The organism is Micropruina sp. (assembly GCF_047606365.1).
GTDB lineage: Bacteria > Actinomycetota > Actinomycetes > Propionibacteriales > Propionibacteriaceae > Micropruina.
On the sequence record NZ_JASGEN010000075.1, the window covers coordinates 1 to 16,271 of the forward strand.

Sequence of the window (16,271 nt, forward strand, 5' to 3'; positions counted from 1 at the left end):
ACCGGTTGACGCTCACCATGACCGAGGTGCCGCTACAGGTCGCGCCCGGCATCTGGCAGCGGCGCTGGACCTACAACGGACGTCCGATCGGTCCGACGCTGCACGGCCGGGTCGGCGACGTGTTCGACATCACCCTGGTCAACGACGGCTCGATGGGGCATTCGATCGACTTCCACGCCGGCTCGCTGGCGCCGGACCGTCCGATGCGCACCATCGAGCCCGGCGAACGGTTGACCTACCGATTCACCGCGACCAAGGCCGGCGTGTGGATGTACCACTGCTCGACGCATCCGATGAGCGCGCACATCGCCGCCGGAATGGCTGGCGCGGTGGTGATCGAACCCGAAGGACTGCCGAAGGTCGACCGCTCGTACGTGCTGGTGCAGTCCGAGGCGTACCTGACCGATCGGGCGACCACACCCGAGGCGGCGACCGAGGTGGACGCCGACGCGGTCGGTTCGCGCAACCCCGACTACGTCACCTTCAACGGCGTCGCCAACGGCTACGACCAGCACCGACTCGCTGCCCGGGTGGGGGAGCGGGTCCGGTTCTGGGTGCTGGACGTCGGGCCCAACCGGCCAAGCAGCTTCCACATCGTCGGCGCCCAGTTCGACACCGTGTTCAGCGAGGGCAGCTACCTGCTCAAACGCGGACGGGACGCGTTCGGCGACCGGGGTGGCGGATCGCAGGCGCTCGCCCTGCAGCCCGCCCAGGGCGGTTTCGTCGAAACCGTCTTCCCCGAAGCCGGCAACTACGCGCTGGTCAGCCACGTCATGTCGGACGCCGAACGCGGCGCCCACGGCTTCGTCCACGTCACCGGTGGCTGAGCATGTCTTCCCCGTCACCCCGTTGGTTGAGCTTGTCGAAACCAGCATGTCGCACCCACCACCGCTGGTTGAGCTTGTCGAAACCCATGAACCAGCCCAGAAACCACCACCACAAGGAGGAACGATGACCAACAACATCGAGATCAAGACCGCCGGCGGCTGCGGCTGCGGCGGCCATGACGCCGAGGCGCCGGTGCTCGACGTCCGGCCGATTCCGCACGCGATCCGGCACGCCACCGTGTTCGGCGCCTTCGACGCGATCGCCCCCGGCCAGGCGCTGGTGCTGATCGCCCCGCACAACCCGCTCCCGCTGCTCGGCCAGCTCGCCGAGCGTGCCCGGATCGACGTCCAGTACCTGGTCGAGGAGCCCGGGGAGTGGCACCTCCGGATCACCCGCAAGCCCGAGTCCGTCACCGTCTGACGCCTACTTCGCAGGCGCCAGCCCCCGACCCGACAAAGCCCTCCCTAACTAGTTCCGCCCTCCCGCATGCGGGAGGGCGGAACTAGTTAGGGAGGGCCCTAGTGCGGGTGGGCCAGGCCAGGGTGGTTAGGCCTGGGCGACCAGGCGGGCGCGGGCTCGGGCGGCACCGGCGACCAGTTCGGCCAGGGAGGCCTCGACCTCGGGCCAGCCGCGGGTCTTCAGTCCGCAGTCCGGGTTCACCCAGAGCCGCTCGGCGGGCAGCACCGCCAGGGACGCGTCGAGCAGGGTATCCACCTCGTCGGCGCTCGGCACCCGTGGCGAATGGATGTCCCACACGCCCGGGCCGACTTCGTTCGGGTAGCCGGCCTCGGCCAGTTCGGCCACCACCTCGCCGCCGGACCGGGACGCCTCCATCGAGATCACGTCGGCATCCAGGGCGATGATCGCGTCCATCACGTCACCGAACTCGGCGTAGCACATGTGGGTGTGGATCTGGGTGTCGTTGCGGACGCCGCTGACCGACAGCCGGAACGCCTCGGTCGCCCAATCCAGGTACGCCGCCCAGTCCCGGCGACGCAGCGGCAGGCCCTCGCGCAGCGCCGGCTCGTCGACCTGGACGATCGGCAGCCCGGCCGCTTCGAGATCGACCACCTCGTCGCGCAGCGCCAGCGCCACCTGCCGGGCGGTCGCCGACTCGGGCTGGTCGTCGCGGACGAACGACCACTGCAGGATCGTGATCGGACCGGTCAGCATGCCCTTCATCGGCCGGTCGGTCTGCGCCGCGGCGAACCGGGCCCAATCGGCGGTCATCGGCTCGGGACGGGCCACGTCGCCGAACAGCACCGGCGGCTTCACGCAGCGCGAGCCGTAGCTCTGCACCCAGCCGTGCGAGGTGGTGGTGAAGCCGTCCAACTTCAGCCCGAAATGCTCCACCATGTCGGTGCGCTCGAACTCGCCGTGCACCAGCACGTCGACGCCGAGCTCCTCCTGCTTGCGAATGCAGGCCACGGTGAACTCTTCCAAACCGGCCCGGTACGCCTCGGCGTCCACCTCGCCTCGACGGTGCGCGGCACGCAGCCGACGCACCTCGGCGGTCTGCGGGAACGACCCGATCGTGGTGCTCGGCAGCAGCGGCAGCCCCAGCCGGGCATGCTGGACGACGGCCCGCTGCGGGTAGGCGGCGGCACGGCGCGACCAGTCCGGGGTTATGGCGGCCAGCCGCTCCTGAACCGCCGGCTGCAGCACCCGCGGCGAGGTGCGGCGGGCGGCCAACACGGCAGTGCTCTCGGCCAGGCCGGCCAGCGCGTCCGCGTCGCCGTTCAGTGCGCCGGCGAGCAGCGCCACCTCGTCCAACCGCTGGGTGGCGAAGGCCAGCCAGGAGGCCAGTTCGGCGTCGTCACCGGTCTCTGAAGCCAGATCGACCGGCAGGTGCAGCAGCGAGCAGGACGGGGCCAGCTGGACGCGCTCCGACCCCGCCTCGCGGACGACCGGCAGCAGCCGCTCGTAGACCGCGGTCAGGTCGGTGCGCCACACGTTGCGGCCGTCCACCACACCCAGCGACAGGCCCAGCGAGGCCGGCGCGGCGGCGACCACGGCGTCCAGCTGATCCCGGTCGCGGACCAGGTCGACATGCAGCACGTCGACCGGCAGCCCGACGGCCAGCTCCAGGTTGTCGCCCAGGCCACCGAAATAGGTAGCCAGGGTCAACTTCGCGGCGGGGACGGCGTCCCGCAGCCGGGCGTAGGCGGCGCGGTAGCCATCGATCTCGGCCGGCGACAGGTCGAGCACCAGCGCGGGCTCGTCCAGCTGGATCTCGGTCGCGCCGGACGCCACCAGATCGGTCAGCCAGTCGGTGTAGGCCGGCAGGATCGCGTCCAGCAACTCGATGGTGTCGCCGCCGTCGGTGCGCTTGGCCAGCCGCAGGAAGGTGAGCGGACCGATCACCACCGGACGGGTCGCAATGCCGAGCGCGAGCGCCTCACGAACCTGCGCGGCGGTCGCCTTCGACGAGTAGCGAAACGCCTGGTCAGCGGCCAGTTCGGGGACCAGGTAGTGGTAGTTGGTGTCGAGCCATTTGGTCAGCTCCAGGGCCGGCACGCCGTTGCCGCCCCGGGCCATGGTGAAGTAGCTGCCGAGCGCGTCGGAGTCCGAACCGGCGAGGTCGAACGGCGCGCCGAAGCGCTCCGGGACGGCACCCAGGGTGACCGCGGTGTCCAGCACCTGGTCGTAGTAGGAGAAGTCGCCGCTGGGAATGTGCTCGATCCCCTTGGACCGTTGCAGTTGCCAGTGGGTGGCGCGCAGCCGGGCAGCCACGTCGGCGAGGCCGGCGGCGTCGAGTTCGCCGCGCCAGTGCTTCTCCAGCGCCCATTTGAGTTCGCGGTCGCGCCCGATGCGGGGGAATCCGAGGTTCGCGGTGGTGGTCATGCGTCGGCCCTCGTCAGGGCAGGGGTCGACGAATCGTGTGCGGGCATAGCCGTTTCCTTTCGAGGCCCCATCCATCGTGGGGCGTTGCGGACAAAGCGCCGCAGCCGGTCTCCTGGCTCGTGGATCGACCGCCGACTCCCGCCTTCCCGGATCACTCCAGTGGCATCGATGAGAGGTCGGCTCTCCACTCACAGTTGCGAGGACAGCCCCGGATTCGCACCGGGTTCCCGAACACTGCGACCGCTCGATCGAACCACGGCCAGCCCGGACGGCACAAGCGCGGCCAGGCGTCGTCCAGCATGCGGCGGAAGACACTCGTCATCCCGGCCGAAGCCGGGACATCGAGCCCTACAGCTCTTCCTCGACGACCACCTCGACCAGGCGGTCGCGGATCCGGCGGGCACGCAGCGGGTCGTGGCTGGTGATCACCGCCACCGTCACTCCGGACGTCTCGCCGGTGGCCGGCGTCCAGGCCGAACCGGCGTCGGCGTGGTCGGCGCGCACGCAGAAGGTGTGCCGCTGCTCGGCCTCGGCCGTCACCGCAGCGTTGACCTCGGCCGAATCGGTGGCCGCCAGCACGTACCAGGCGCCGTCCAGGTCGGACGCCGTGAACTCGCGGGCCTGCCAGACCAGGCCGCCCGAGTCGGCCAGCGAACGCAACGCGGCGTCCACCTCGGGTGAGATCAGCTCGACCCGGGCCCCCGCTGCCAGCAGTTTCGGGACGCGACGCCGGGCGACCTTGCCACCGCCGACCACGATGACACGGCGTCCGTGCAGCAACAGGCCCGCCAGATAGGTGGGTGAACCCGAGCCGACCTGACCGCTGGACGATTGATTCATCCGGTTCTCCTCGTCATCGGGACCCATGGCCGTCGCGCCAGGAACGGCAGCGGAGCGAGCGTGTACTGACGGTACTACGCGGTCAGCGGATGAGTCCGAGCAGGGCGTCCACCTCGAGATGCTGCTCGATCGCATCGGCCAGGCCGTCCAGCATGCGTTCGCGTCGCTCCCGAAAACCGAGTGCGCCCGGCGTCGGTGTCCACGACGATCCGGACGCCGCGGCGACCTCGCTCAGCCAGGCCCGCCGGAAGTCGTCGTTCTCGAAGGTCCCGTGCCAGATCGTGCCCCACACGCTGCCGTGCCGGATGCCGTCCAGGAACGGCTCGCCGCCGTCGGCCTGCACCACCCCGTGATGGATCTCGTAGGCCTCCACATCATGCCCGCGCCACGATCCCTGCGGACGGCCCAGCACCTTGTCAGCGCCGAACCGCACCCGTGCAGGTAGCAGTCCCAGCCCGGGTTCGGGCCCGCGCGCCGACTCCACCGGGTCGTCGATCATCGCCGCCAGCATCTGGTACCCGCCACAGATACCCAGCACCGGACGGCCCTGCCGGGCCCGCGTCGCCAGAGCGTTGGCAAGCCCGCGCTCCCGCAGCCAGGCCAGATCGGCCAGCGTGGAGCGGGTGCCGGGCAGCACCACCAGATCGGCCTCGAGGACGTCGGCGGCCGAGGCCGTCACGGTCACCCGGATGCCCGGCTCGGCGGCCAGGGCGTCCAGATCGGTGGCGTTGGAGACCCGCGGGAATCGGATCGCCGCGACCCGCAGCGTGCCGGACGCCCCGGCCAGCCGCGGCCAGCGGGCAAACGCGAGCGCGTCCTCGCTGTCCAACCACACCTCGGGCAGCCAGGGCAGCACCCCGTGACAGGGCAACCCGGTGCGCCGGGTCAGTTCGTCCAGACCGGGATCGAGCACCGACTGGTCACCACGGAATTTGTTGATCAGATACCCGGCGAGCAGCGACCGATCGGCGTCGTCGACGATCGCCCAGGTACCGAAGATCGCGGCCAGCACACCACCCCGGTCGATGTCCCCGCAGAGCACCACCGGCATATCGAAGCGCCTTGCCAAACCGAAGTTCACATAGTCGCCGGCGCGCAGGTTGATCTCCGCCGGGGAGCCCGCACCTTCGCACAGCACCACGTCGTAGCCGGCCGCCAACTCGGCATAGGCGGCGAAAGCAGCCTCAGCCAGCCGGGTGCGTCCGGTGGCGTACTCGCCGGCCTCCAGGGTTCCGGCGGGTTCACCGCGCAGCACGATGAACGACCGCCGATCGGTGCCGGGTTTGAGCAGCACCGGGTTCATCGCCGAGGTGGCCTCAACCCGGGCGGCCTGTGCCTGCAGGTACTGGGCGCGTCCGATCTCGGAGCCGTCCGGGCAGACCATCGAGTTGTTCGACATGTTCTGCGCCTTGAACGGTGCGACCGCGAGCCCACGCCGGTGCAGGCTGCGGCACAACCCGGTGGTGATCAGCGATTTCCCGGCGTCCGAACTGGTGCCGGCGATCAGCAGGCCGCTCACCCAACACCTCCTGATCCGGACGTCGACCCTGCCCGTCGGCCGGTCAGCGATCCCGCCAGACCCGGCCGCCCGGCAGGCACCGTTCGCCGCAGCTCGTCCACCGCTCGGAGGCTAACGGAACCGCCTCGCGAACCACCAGCGGAACGGTGCCCAGGCCCCATCGCTGGTTGAGCTTGCCGAAACCGCTGCCGCCGTTTGCATCCGACCCCGTCATTCCCGGCCCGCCAGCCCGCCATCCGTGGCCGGTCAACCGTCATCCCGGGCTTGCCCCGGGATCTCACCAGCACACACCCGGGACGGAGATCCCGGCGTTCGCCGGGATGACGGAGGGCGCGCTGGGCGGGGTCTCGACAAGCTCGACCGACGAGGGAACGCAATGACCGACGATCGAAGCAACCACCGCTGGTTGAGCCTGTCGAAACCCCTCCAATGCCCGGGAATCCAGGGTCTCGACAAGCTCGACCGACGGCAATCGGCGCGAGCACGCTCAGCTGGAGGCTGGCTCGAACCGTTCCCAGACCCGATGCCGGGCGAGTAGCTCCGACAGTCCGGACGCCACCGTCGCCGGGTCGCCGACGAGCACGCCCACACCGGCCGGGTCGATCCCGACGTCGTCCAGCACCGTGCTGGCCTCGGGAAGTGCAGCGATCGGCTTGGCATGCCGCCAGGCCTGTTCGAGCAGGGTCCGCACCCGGGGGTCGGTCGAGGCAGCCGAACCGTCGGCCTTGGCGTCCAGGCTGGGTCGAGCATCGGGTGCCGGCGGCGCGGGCCAACAGAGCAGAACGGCGTCCAGCTCGGCACTCACCGCGGCGGCGTAACTGTGATCCACCTGCTCTCCGGCGAGCGTTCCCGCGATGGGGGCGATCAGCAGCGGCCGTAGCCCGGCTGTATGCAACACGGCCAGAGCGTCCCGCAGGCCGGCGCCGTCGTCGCCTGCGATTACCCCCACCGTCCGGCCGGTCGTCGGCCATTCGCCGGCGATCATCGACAGCGCGGGGGAGACCGCATCGGAGTCGATCGAATCGGGAGCGTCCTCGGGCATCGGCAGGCCGAGCCCGGCGGCGACCGCTGCGGCCAACTGGGTGTCGATGAGTGCCAGTTGCTCCACCTGCCGGCGACGCACCTCGACGTCGTTGCAGTGGCCCAACTCGAAGGTGTAAGCGGCGATCACATGGTCGCGTTCGACCGGGGTCAACGACCGGAAGAACAATCCGGGCTGACTGTGATGATCGGCGAACGAGACCGGATTCGCCCGCACCCGCCGGCTGGCCGGCAGTTGTTGCGGCACGTCGATGACCGCATCCTCGGCGACGCGGAACGGGCAGCCGCCGTCCAAGGAATTCGGCAGATAGGGAGCGATACCGGTGTGCACATTCTGCTGATGCATACCGTCGCGCAGCAGATCATCGACCGGTGCATTCGGGCGATTGATCGGCAACTGGTTGAAATTCGGTCCGCCCAGCCGGGTCAGTTGGGTGTCGACATAACTGAACAGCCGGACCTGCAGCAGCGGATCGTTGGTGACGTCGATTCCGGGCACCAATTGGCCGACGTGGAACGCCACCTGTTCGGTTTCGGCGAAATAGTTGGTGGGATTCCCGGTTAGCGTGAGCGTGCCGATCACCTTCACCGGGCACAGTTCTTCGGGCACCAGTTTGGTCGGGTCGAGCAGATCAATGCCCTCGAACATCTCGTCCTCGCTGTCCGGCATCACCTGGACGCCCAGATCCCACGCCGGGAAGTTGCCGGTATCGATCGCGTCGGCCAGGTCGCGACGATGGAAGTCGGGATCGGCACCGGCCAGCAACTGGGCCTCCTCCCAGGTCATGCCGTGGACGCCGAGCAGCGGCTTCCAGTGGAACTTCACCAGGCTGGTGTTGCCGGAGTCGTCGACCATCCGGAAGGTGTGGACCCCGAACCCCTCCATCATTCGGTACGAACGCGGGATGCCCCGATCGGACATATTCCAGATCGTGTGATGCTGCGCCTCGGTGTGCAGCGAAACGAAATCCCAGAACGTGTCGTGGGCCGACTGGGCCTGCGGGATCTCCCGATCCGGGTGTGGCTTTCCGGCATGGATCACATCGGGGAACTTGATCCCGTCCTGAATGAAGAAGACCGGAATGTTGTTGCCGACCAGATCGTAATTCCCTTGCCGGGTGTAGAACTTCACCGCGAATCCCCGGGTGTCACGGGCGGTGTCGGCTGAACCGCGGGAACCCAGCACGGTGGAGAACCGGACGAAGACCGGCGTCTGCACATGACGGCGGAGGAAATCAGCACGGCAGATGCGCTCTGCCGCGCCATTGGCGATGAACACGCCGTGGGCGGCCGCACCGCGGGCATGCACCACCCGTTCCGGGATCCGCTCATGGTCGAAATGGGTGATCTTCTCGCGCAAGTGATGATCGGCGAGCAAGATCGGGCCGCGCGGGCCCGCCTTCAGCGAATGGTCGGTGTCGCCCAGCCGGGCGCCGGTCGAGGTGGTCAGCCGGCCGCCGTGCTGCCGTGGGGCGTTCCGGACGCCGCTCGCGGCGGCGTCCAGCGGGCTCGGGGCACCATTGGCGCGGTCATCTCCGTTGATGCGGCCGCCACCGTTGACGCGCTCACCAGACATGGCGGTGCCCGCTTGGTGAGCGATCGAGCAGGTGCTGACGCGGCGGAACACCGCGGTGCTGGTCGTTGAATGTCGTCATGCCCGAGGCGTACCCCGGCGGCGCGAGGCTGAACCGACCCGGCCGGGCGAATCTGCGCCAAAGGCCGGCAGTCAGTGCCCACGCGCACGCAGCAGCTGCTGCAGCGTGCGCGCGTTGTGGAAGGCGTTGCCGTCCGCATCGTTGTTGAAGTAGCCGAAGACGGTGTGGCCGGACGTCCGCCACTCGGCGATCCGGTCCGCCCACCAGGCCATCGCGGCGTCGTCATAGCGTCCGCCGTACAGGTGCTGATTGTCGGGACCATGGAATCGGACGTAGACGAAGCCGGCGGTGGCCCGCAGCGTGCACGGCAGCCCGGCTCCGCTCATCACCACATACGCCGCACCGTGCCGCTCCAGCAGCTCGAACACCGCCTCGGTATGCCAACTGTCATGACGGAACTCGACCGCGACGGGGATCCCCGCCGGCACGACCCGCAGGAAGTAGTCGAGCCGGGCATCGTCGCGCGGCATGCCGGGCGGCAGCTGCACCAGGAGGACGCCGAACCGGTCCTCGAGCAGGGCCAGCGACCGCTTGATCCTGGCCAGCCACTCCTCGGGCTCATGCAGCCGCTTGGCGTGGGTCAGTCCGCGCGGCGCCTTCACGGTGAACGCGAAACCTGCCGGCAGCCGACGGCGCCATGAGCGGAACGAGGTCTCCGCGGGCCAGCGGTAGTAGCTCGCGTTCAACTCGACCGTGTCGAAATGCTCGGCGTAGAACGCGAGTCGGCGGCTGGCCGCCAGCCCATCCGGATAGACCGGCCCCTGCCAGCTGTCGTACGTCCAGCCGGACGTCCCGATCCACGTACGCGCGGCGGACGCGGCCGCAGCAGACGGAAAGGGCACGCACCCAGTATTCGACCGCGTCCGATGGCTTCGGTACGCCCCCAAGGGTCGAGCCCTCCGTCAGCTCAGCAAAAGCCCTAGCGGTAGCGGGGCAGCGGACCGTAGAAAACCTGGTCGATCGGCTCGGAGTAACTGATCTGGGGGTGCCGGACCAACTGCCAACGGGCGAAGAACCGGCTAGTGGCCGGCAACCACAACGGTGCCGCCCCCAGCGCGACGAAACCGATCGAGATCGCCGCGATCGGGGTGAGCAACAGCGACAGCAGCGAGACACCGAGGGCGACCAACGCGCCGATCCGGGTCCACCGGTAGCCGGCGAACGCGTAGTAGCCGATCACCGACGCGGAACCGGCGACCAGCACGGCGAGCAGACAGCACGCGATGGCGAAGAACACCCGCATGCCGCTGGCCGGCTCGGACGGGAACTGTGCGGTGAGCCAGGTGGCCTCGTTGAACTTGTCGACCTTGTTCCACTCGTTCTCGCCCACCTGCTGCCACGGGGACGCCATCTCCCACATCGCCAACAGCAGGCCGACGATGACGACGATCGCCCCGCCGAACAGCAGAGCGGCCGACAGCCACACCGTCCAGGGACGCACCGGTTGCCCGGTGCGGGTGCTGAGCGGCGCCAGCCCGCTGGCCTGCGGCGGCGGGGGAGCGAGGGTGTCGATGTGTCCTGGCTGGCTCGGCGCCAGCTGCCCACCTGCGACCGGTCCGGAGGTGGCCTCGGACGGCGCACCACCGGATGGCGCGGATGCCGGCGCGACACCAGGGGCGGGTGCCACCTGGTTCGGTGCGAACGCCGGAGCAGTCCCGGCGCCGGGCATCTGCGGCGGGGTGGGATAGCTGTTGGGGAAGGGTGCGGGCGTGCCCGAGGGGCCCCGGTTGGGGTTCACCGGTTCTCCGGTGGGTGCTGGCCAGCTCATCGTCCTCCTGAGTCCGCGACCAGCCTACCGAGGCATCGAATCAGCAGTTCACCACTCTTCGACCAGGAGTTGTTGCATCGCCCGGCCGAGGCTCTCGATGATCACCCGGTCCTCGATGCTGGCCAGGGTCGGCACGGGCAGCACGTAGCGGCTCAGCGCCATGCCCAGCACCAGGCTGACCGCCAGTTGGCCCCGCAGCTTGAAGTCGCTGTGGCCCAGCCTCTCGGCGATCGCCCCGAACACCTCCTTGGACATGAACTCGCTGAGCGGGCGCTGGGTGACATCCTGTGCGACGGCCCAGCGCAGCATCGCGGTGAACCGCTCCCGGGCGCCGTCCGGTGCGTCGTAGGCGGCGAGGAACGCGGCGACGGCGGCGGGACCGATCCGGTCGCGGGGGCCGCTCAGCACATCGGCGACCAGACGTTCGGCGTCCAACGGCAGATCGAGCACGACCTCGGCGAATAGATCGGACTTGCTGGAGAAATAGTGGTGAATCAGCGCGGGGTCGACATCGGCCTCCCGGGCGATCGCCCGCAGCGACACTTTGTCGTAACCGATGCTCGAGAACAATGCGAGTGCGGCTCGGCAGATGACACCTCGGGTGTCTGCGCCGCCGGGTCGGCGTCCGCGTGGCTTGGCGGGGGTGTCAGCCATCGCTCCTCCTTGTCGTGCCCTGTTCGTGTCGTCGCAAACCGGTGGCCCGCCCGTCACGCTCGGCCCCCCGAGGCCCCACTCATCACTGGGCGGGGCTATCCGCTGAAAACACCCTAATGGGCGAGACGGCGGTTCAGGGTAGGAATGTGCGGGCCGAGTTGGACCGGCCAATGTATCCGAGAAGTGACGGTGTCAGGCCGAGGACGCCCGGGCCATTACGCTGAACCGGTGAATTTCGCTCCTCCTTCCACCGTTCTGTTCGACCTCGACGGCACCCTCGCCGACACCGTTCCGCTGATCGTGGCGACCTTCAAACGCACGGTTTCGGAGCTGCTGGGCTGGGAACCGACGTTCGACCAATGCAAGGAGTGGATCGGACGGTCACTGAACGAGACCTTCACCCGGCTCGCCCCCGGACGCGCCGACGAACTGACCGCCCACTACCTGGAATGGAACCTCGCCAACCACCACGCCTACGTGCGGCCGTTCGACGGTGTGGCTGAACTGATCGAGGCACTGCACGCCGCGGAGCGGCCGTTCGGGGTGGTCACCTCGAAGCGCCACGACTCGGCTCTGCTGAGCCTGGAATGCGTCGGCCTGACCGGACGCGTCCCGCTGCTCGCCACCGAAGAGGACACCACCGCGCACAAACCGTCACCCGAACCGCTGCTGCACGCCCTGCGCCGAGTGGACGCCGATCCCGCCGACGCCGTCTACGTCGGGGACGCCGTGGTCGACATGCAGGCCGCCCAAGCCGCCGGCATGCGCAGCGTCGGCGTGACCTGGGGTGCCGCCAGCATCGAGGAACTCACCGCGATCGAACCGACCGCCGTGGTGCATGACGTCGCCGAACTCCGGGCCCTGCTCGCCCTGTAGCGCCCCGAGCCCGCCCACCCCGGACCGATCCGGTAAAACCCTCCCTAACTATCTCTGCCCTCCCGTCGACGGGAGGGCAGAGATAGTTAGGGAGGGCCCTGGTGCCGGACACCACGTTGTGTCACGGACCAGGGCCGATGATCAGGCCGGCTGCATCGTCCCGGTCTCGAGGAAGCGCTGATGCCAGCTCAGCGACTGCCGCAGATCGTGCGGGGTGTGCATGCCGTTGCAGACCTTCTGGGCGTGCTCGAAGTACTCCCGCAGCATCGGCCGGTAGCTCGGATGCGCACAGTTCTCGATGATCAGCCGGGCCCGCTGCTTGGGGGACTTGCCCCGCAGGTCGGCCAGGCCCTGTTCGGTGATCAGCACCTGGACGTCGTGTTCGGTGTGGTCGTGGTGGCTGACCATCGGCACGATGCACGAGATCGCACCGCCCTTGGCGATCGACGGGGTGACGAACGCCGAGATGAAAGCGTTGCGGGTGAAGTCCGCCGAGCCGCCGATGCCGTTCTGCATGCGTGAGCCCATGATGTGGGTGGAATTCACGTTGCCGTAGATGTCGGCCTCGATCATGCCGTTGCAGGCGATGATGCCGAGTCGCCGAATCATCTCGGGATGGTTCGAAATCTCCTGCGGCCGCAGCACGATCTTGTCCCGATAACGCCGGGCTTCCGCATTCATCCGCTCGGCATATTCGGGCGACAGTGAGAATGCAGTGGCCGAGGCGACGACCATCTTGCCCGAATCGATCAGGTCGACCATGCCGTCCTGAATCACCTCGGTGTACGAGGTGAGGTAGTCGAACGGTCCTTCGAGCAACCCGGCCAGCACCGCGTTCGCCACATTGCCGACGCCCGATTGCAGCGGCAGCAGATCCTTGGGCAGGCGTCCGCGCTTCACCTCGTGGGTGAGGAACTCCAGGTAGAAGCCAGCCATCTTCTTCGAGTCGGCGTCGGCGGGTTTGAACGGCGTGTTGCGGTCGGCCGCGTCCGTTTCTATGACGGCCACCACCTTGTCGGGGTCGACGCGGTAGTTGCGCTGGCCGATCCGGTCGCCGGTGTGGGTGAGCATCACCGGCTGTCGCTCGGGTGGCAGCCGGGTGCCGTAGTAGATATCATGCATGCCCTCCAGGTCGGCGGACTGCCACGAGTTCACCTCGAGAATGATCTGCTCGGCCCGGTCGAGGAACGTCTTGTTGTTGCCGATCGACGATGACGGCACCAGCAGGCCGTCCTCTTTGATCGCGGTCACCTCGACGACGGCGGTGTGCAGCTTGCCCATGCTGCCGGCCCAGATCATCGGGGCCAGGTGCGACAGGTGGATGTCGGCGTACTCGGCCGTCCCCTCGTTGATCTTGCGGCGCATGATCGGGTCGGACTGGTACGGCGTCCGGAAACTGATGCCGTCGACCTCGGCGAGCAGGCCGTCGAGCTCGGGGGCGGTCGAGGCGCCGGTGAACAGGCCGATCTGGAAGTCCTTGCCGCGCTCATGCGCAGCTTTCATCTCGGACGCCAGCGCACCCGGCACCTCCTTCGGGTAGCCGGCACCGGTGAAGCCGCTCATGCCGACGTTCGTGCCGGGCTTGATCAGCTTGGCTGCCTCGGCAGCGGTGGTGAGCTTCTTGCGTAGCTTCTTGTTCAGGACGCGGGACATCGGGCCTCTCCAGACGTTTGCTACTACGCACGATAGTAGTTAGCTGCGTGCCCGGAGGCTGCTTTGGTGAAGAGGTCCAGCGCTCGAATGACGATGTCTCAGCGATTGATCAGAAGCCGCTATGACTAGGTGATTCAGTCGTACTGCGGCCCACTTTGCCGCGTCGTCGGGTCGACACGAGATCCCGGCGTTCGCCGGGATGGCGAGCTGGGGGTTCGTCATCCCGGGGTGGGTGCTCGTCATCCCGGACTTGATCCGGGATCTCCGTGGGCAGAGTTCTTCGGCGGGAGTCGGTCGTCCCGGGACAGCCGGCTCCGTCATCCCGGACTTGATCCGGGATCTCGCCACCAAAGCGAACGGCAGGTTCGGGCCTCTACGGTGGGGGGCATGACCACCGTGCCCCATGGTTCCTGGCCGTCCCCGATCTCGGCTGCCGACCTGGCGAGCGGCGGCGTCCGGCTCGGCGAACCGCGCTATGACGGCGCCGACCTCTACTGGACGCAGGGCCGTCCGGCCGAGGCGGGGCGGGTCGCGTTGCTGCGCGAGCGGGGCGGTGTGGTGACCGAGGTGGCGCCGGGGCTGAGCGTGCGGACCCGGGTGCACGAATACGGCGGTGGGGCCTGGGACGCCCGCAATGGCGTGGTGGTGATCAGTTCCGACCCGTCCGGGCAGTTGCTGCGGCTGGATGCCGACGGGTCGCACGCGCTGACCCTCGAGGGTTCGCGGCAGCGCTTCGCCGACCTGCGGGTGTGGCCCGAGTTGGGCATCGTGCTCGCCGTCCGCGAAGACCATTCCGGGCCCGGCGAGCCGGTGAACAGCCTTGTCGTGCTGCGGTTGGACGGATCGAACGAGGGCGGCGGAACCGTAATCGCCGAGGGCGCCGACTTCTACGCCTGCCCCGAGCTGAGCCGGGACGGACGCCTGGCCTGGATGGAGTGGCGACACCCCGACATGCCATGGGATGCCTGCCTGATCCGGACCGGACGGCTGGCAGTGTCGGCGTCCGGGGCAGTCCTGGACGACGTCCGCACCATCGCCGGCGGACCGGGGGAGTCCGCGGTCCACCCGCTGTGGCGCGGACCGGAGTTGCTGTTCTGCTCGGACCGCTCCGGCTTCTGGGAGCTGTACGCGAGCGACGGACACACCGCGTCGCCAGCGCCCACCGCGCCGCCGGCCCCCACGTCATCCCGGCGAACGCCGGGATCTCCTGCCGAGCCCCAGACGACAGCACCTACCGATCACCTCACCCAGCTCACCGAGGCGGGCGCCGACCTGGTCGAACCGTTCTGGGTGTTCGGACGCCGCCCCTTCGCACTGACCGGCGCCGGCGATGTGGTGCTGCGTCCCCGGATCGACGGCCGCAGCGCCCCGATGCTGCTGACCGGCCACGGCTACAGTGCCCTGGCGCCGGACGTGATCGACTGCGACAGCCTGGACGCCGCCGGTGACACCGTGGTGGCGCTGGTCCAGTTCCCCGACGCCCCGGACGCGATCATCGAACTCAGCCCCGACGGCGTCCGAACGGTCGACACGGCAGCCCCGCGCAGCCTCGACGCGGCCTGGGTGAGCGTCGCCGAGCCGGTCACCTGGCAGGGTCCCGCCGGTGAGGTGCACGGCTGGTTCTACCCGCCCACGAACCCGTCGGTCGAGATCGCGCCCGATCTCCCGCCGCTGATCGTGATCAGCCACGGCGGCCCGACCGCCTTCTCCACGGCCGGCTTCAGCCTGGCGGTGCAGTTCTGGACCACCCGCGGGTTCGCCGTCCTTGACGTGAACTACAGCGGCAGCAGCGGCTACGGCCGTGCCTATCGGGACCGGCTGCGCGCCGAGTGGGGCGTCCTGGACGTGGCCGACTGCGTCGCCGGCGCCCACGCTCTGGCCGAGCAGGGTCGGGTGGACGGGCACCGGCTCGCCATCCGTGGCGGCAGCGCCGGCGGGTACACCACCCTGCGGGCGCTGACCACGTCCGACGTCTTCGCCGCAGGCTGCAGCCGCTACGGCATCGGCGACCTCGCGGCGCTGGCGTCCGACACCCACAAGTTCGAGGCACGCTACCTCGATGGACTCGTCGGTCCCTGGCCCGAGGCTGCGGACGTGTACGCCGAGCGGTCGCCGATCAACCATGTCGACGCGCTGAACTGCCCGATGCTGATCCTGCAGGGCGCCGAGGACGCCGTCGTGCCGCCCAACCAGGCTGAAACGATGGCGTCCGCGATCGCTGCGAAGGGCCTGGACGTCGAGTTGATCGTCTTCGAGGGCGAGGGTCACGGCTTCCGTAGGGCGGAGACGATCCAGGCCGCGTTGGAGGCCGAGCTGGCGTTCTACGCCCGGACCTTCGGCATCACCCTGCCCGGCTGACAAGGGCCGTAGCCGCTAACCCGCGGCTTGCTCAGATTCGGCGATCTTCTCCGCAGCCCGGATCTCGGCGGTGTTGATCCGGCTCGCGGCGTAGCCGAGCAACGCCAACTGGGCCACCCCGGCGACCAGGAACACCGACCGCAGCGCCCAATCGCGCGGCAGGACGGCCTCACCCAGGTTGACCAGCAGGCCGCCCAGCACGGTGCCGATGGCGATCGTGCCCCAGCCGAAGAAC

13 protein-coding genes and 1 riboswitch are annotated in these 16,271 nt (G+C 69.0%); of the genes, 4 read left to right on the forward strand and 9 right to left on the reverse strand.

Going from position 1 to position 16,271, the window contains the following annotated elements; genetic code table 11:
- Together QM624_RS08680 and QM624_RS08685 are read left to right on the forward strand one after the other, a co-directional pair.
- A partial coding sequence (locus tag QM624_RS08680) for a multicopper oxidase domain-containing protein (protein ID WP_415090836.1) occupies nt 1–827 on the forward strand: 827 nt, incomplete at its 5' end.
- A gap of 124 nt (nt 828–951) precedes the next feature.
- On the forward strand, nt 952–1,248 hold the full coding sequence (locus QM624_RS08685; RefSeq protein ID WP_415090838.1) for a DUF2249 domain-containing protein: 297 nt from the start codon (nt 952–954) through the stop codon (nt 1,246–1,248).
- A gap of 126 nt (nt 1,249–1,374) precedes the next feature.
- Here QM624_RS08685 and metE read toward each other — a convergent pair whose 3' ends face one another.
- The 7 genes from metE to QM624_RS08720 form a co-directional block, all read right to left on the reverse strand.
- Nucleotides 1,375–3,672, reverse strand: coding sequence for a 5-methyltetrahydropteroyltriglutamate--homocysteine S-methyltransferase (metE, locus tag QM624_RS08690; protein ID WP_415090840.1), 2,298 nt, complete (start codon nt 3,670–3,672; stop codon nt 1,375–1,377).
- Between the two features lie 84 nt (nt 3,673–3,756).
- Nucleotides 3,757–3,926: riboswitch (cobalamin riboswitch) on the reverse strand.
- A gap of 94 nt (nt 3,927–4,020) precedes the next feature.
- Nucleotides 4,021–4,512, reverse strand: a complete 492-nt coding sequence (locus tag QM624_RS08695; RefSeq protein WP_415090842.1) for a precorrin-2 dehydrogenase/sirohydrochlorin ferrochelatase family protein — start codon at nt 4,510–4,512, stop codon at nt 4,021–4,023.
- 82 nt (nt 4,513–4,594) lie between these two features.
- On the reverse strand, nt 4,595–6,031 hold the full coding sequence (locus tag QM624_RS08700; RefSeq protein WP_415090844.1) for a cobyric acid synthase: 1,437 nt from the start codon (nt 6,029–6,031) through the stop codon (nt 4,595–4,597).
- A 487-nt stretch (nt 6,032–6,518) separates the two neighbouring features.
- Entirely contained in the window at nt 6,519–8,648 is a 2,130-nt protein-coding gene (locus QM624_RS08705; RefSeq protein ID WP_415090846.1) for a catalase, read from the reverse strand.
- A gap of 150 nt (nt 8,649–8,798) precedes the next feature.
- The gene (locus QM624_RS08710) at nt 8,799–9,569 is read right to left on the reverse strand and encodes a DUF72 domain-containing protein (RefSeq protein ID WP_415090848.1); all 771 of its coding nucleotides are present in this window, start codon (nt 9,567–9,569) and stop codon (nt 8,799–8,801) included.
- A 77-nt stretch (nt 9,570–9,646) separates the two neighbouring features.
- Nucleotides 9,647–10,495, reverse strand: a complete 849-nt coding sequence (locus QM624_RS08715; RefSeq protein ID WP_415090850.1) for a hypothetical protein — start codon at nt 10,493–10,495, stop codon at nt 9,647–9,649.
- A 48-nt stretch (nt 10,496–10,543) separates the two neighbouring features.
- A complete protein-coding gene (locus tag QM624_RS08720) occupies nt 10,544–11,149 on the reverse strand; it encodes a TetR family transcriptional regulator (RefSeq protein ID WP_415090852.1) in 606 nt (201 codons plus the stop codon).
- Between the two features lie 228 nt (nt 11,150–11,377).
- Here QM624_RS08720 and QM624_RS08725 point away from each other — a divergent pair, with 228 nt between their 5' ends.
- Complete coding sequence (locus QM624_RS08725; RefSeq protein WP_415090854.1) at nt 11,378–12,025, forward strand: HAD family hydrolase; 648 nt, start codon at nt 11,378–11,380, stop codon at nt 12,023–12,025.
- Nucleotides 12,026–12,166: 141 nt separating this feature from the next.
- Here the strand turns inward: QM624_RS08725 and QM624_RS08730 are convergent, their stop codons facing one another.
- Complete coding sequence (locus QM624_RS08730; RefSeq protein WP_415090856.1) at nt 12,167–13,678, reverse strand: acetyl-CoA hydrolase/transferase family protein; 1,512 nt, start codon at nt 13,676–13,678, stop codon at nt 12,167–12,169.
- A gap of 387 nt (nt 13,679–14,065) precedes the next feature.
- Between QM624_RS08730 and QM624_RS08735 the strand changes: the two genes are divergently transcribed.
- Complete coding sequence (locus tag QM624_RS08735) at nt 14,066–16,036, forward strand: alpha/beta hydrolase family protein (protein WP_415090858.1); 1,971 nt, start codon at nt 14,066–14,068, stop codon at nt 16,034–16,036.
- A 15-nt stretch (nt 16,037–16,051) separates the two neighbouring features.
- On the opposite strand, the gene QM624_RS08740 is transcribed toward QM624_RS08735, so the two are convergent.
- On the reverse strand, nt 16,052–16,271 hold a 220-nt coding region (locus tag QM624_RS08740), incomplete at its 5' end, for a hypothetical protein (RefSeq protein ID WP_415090860.1).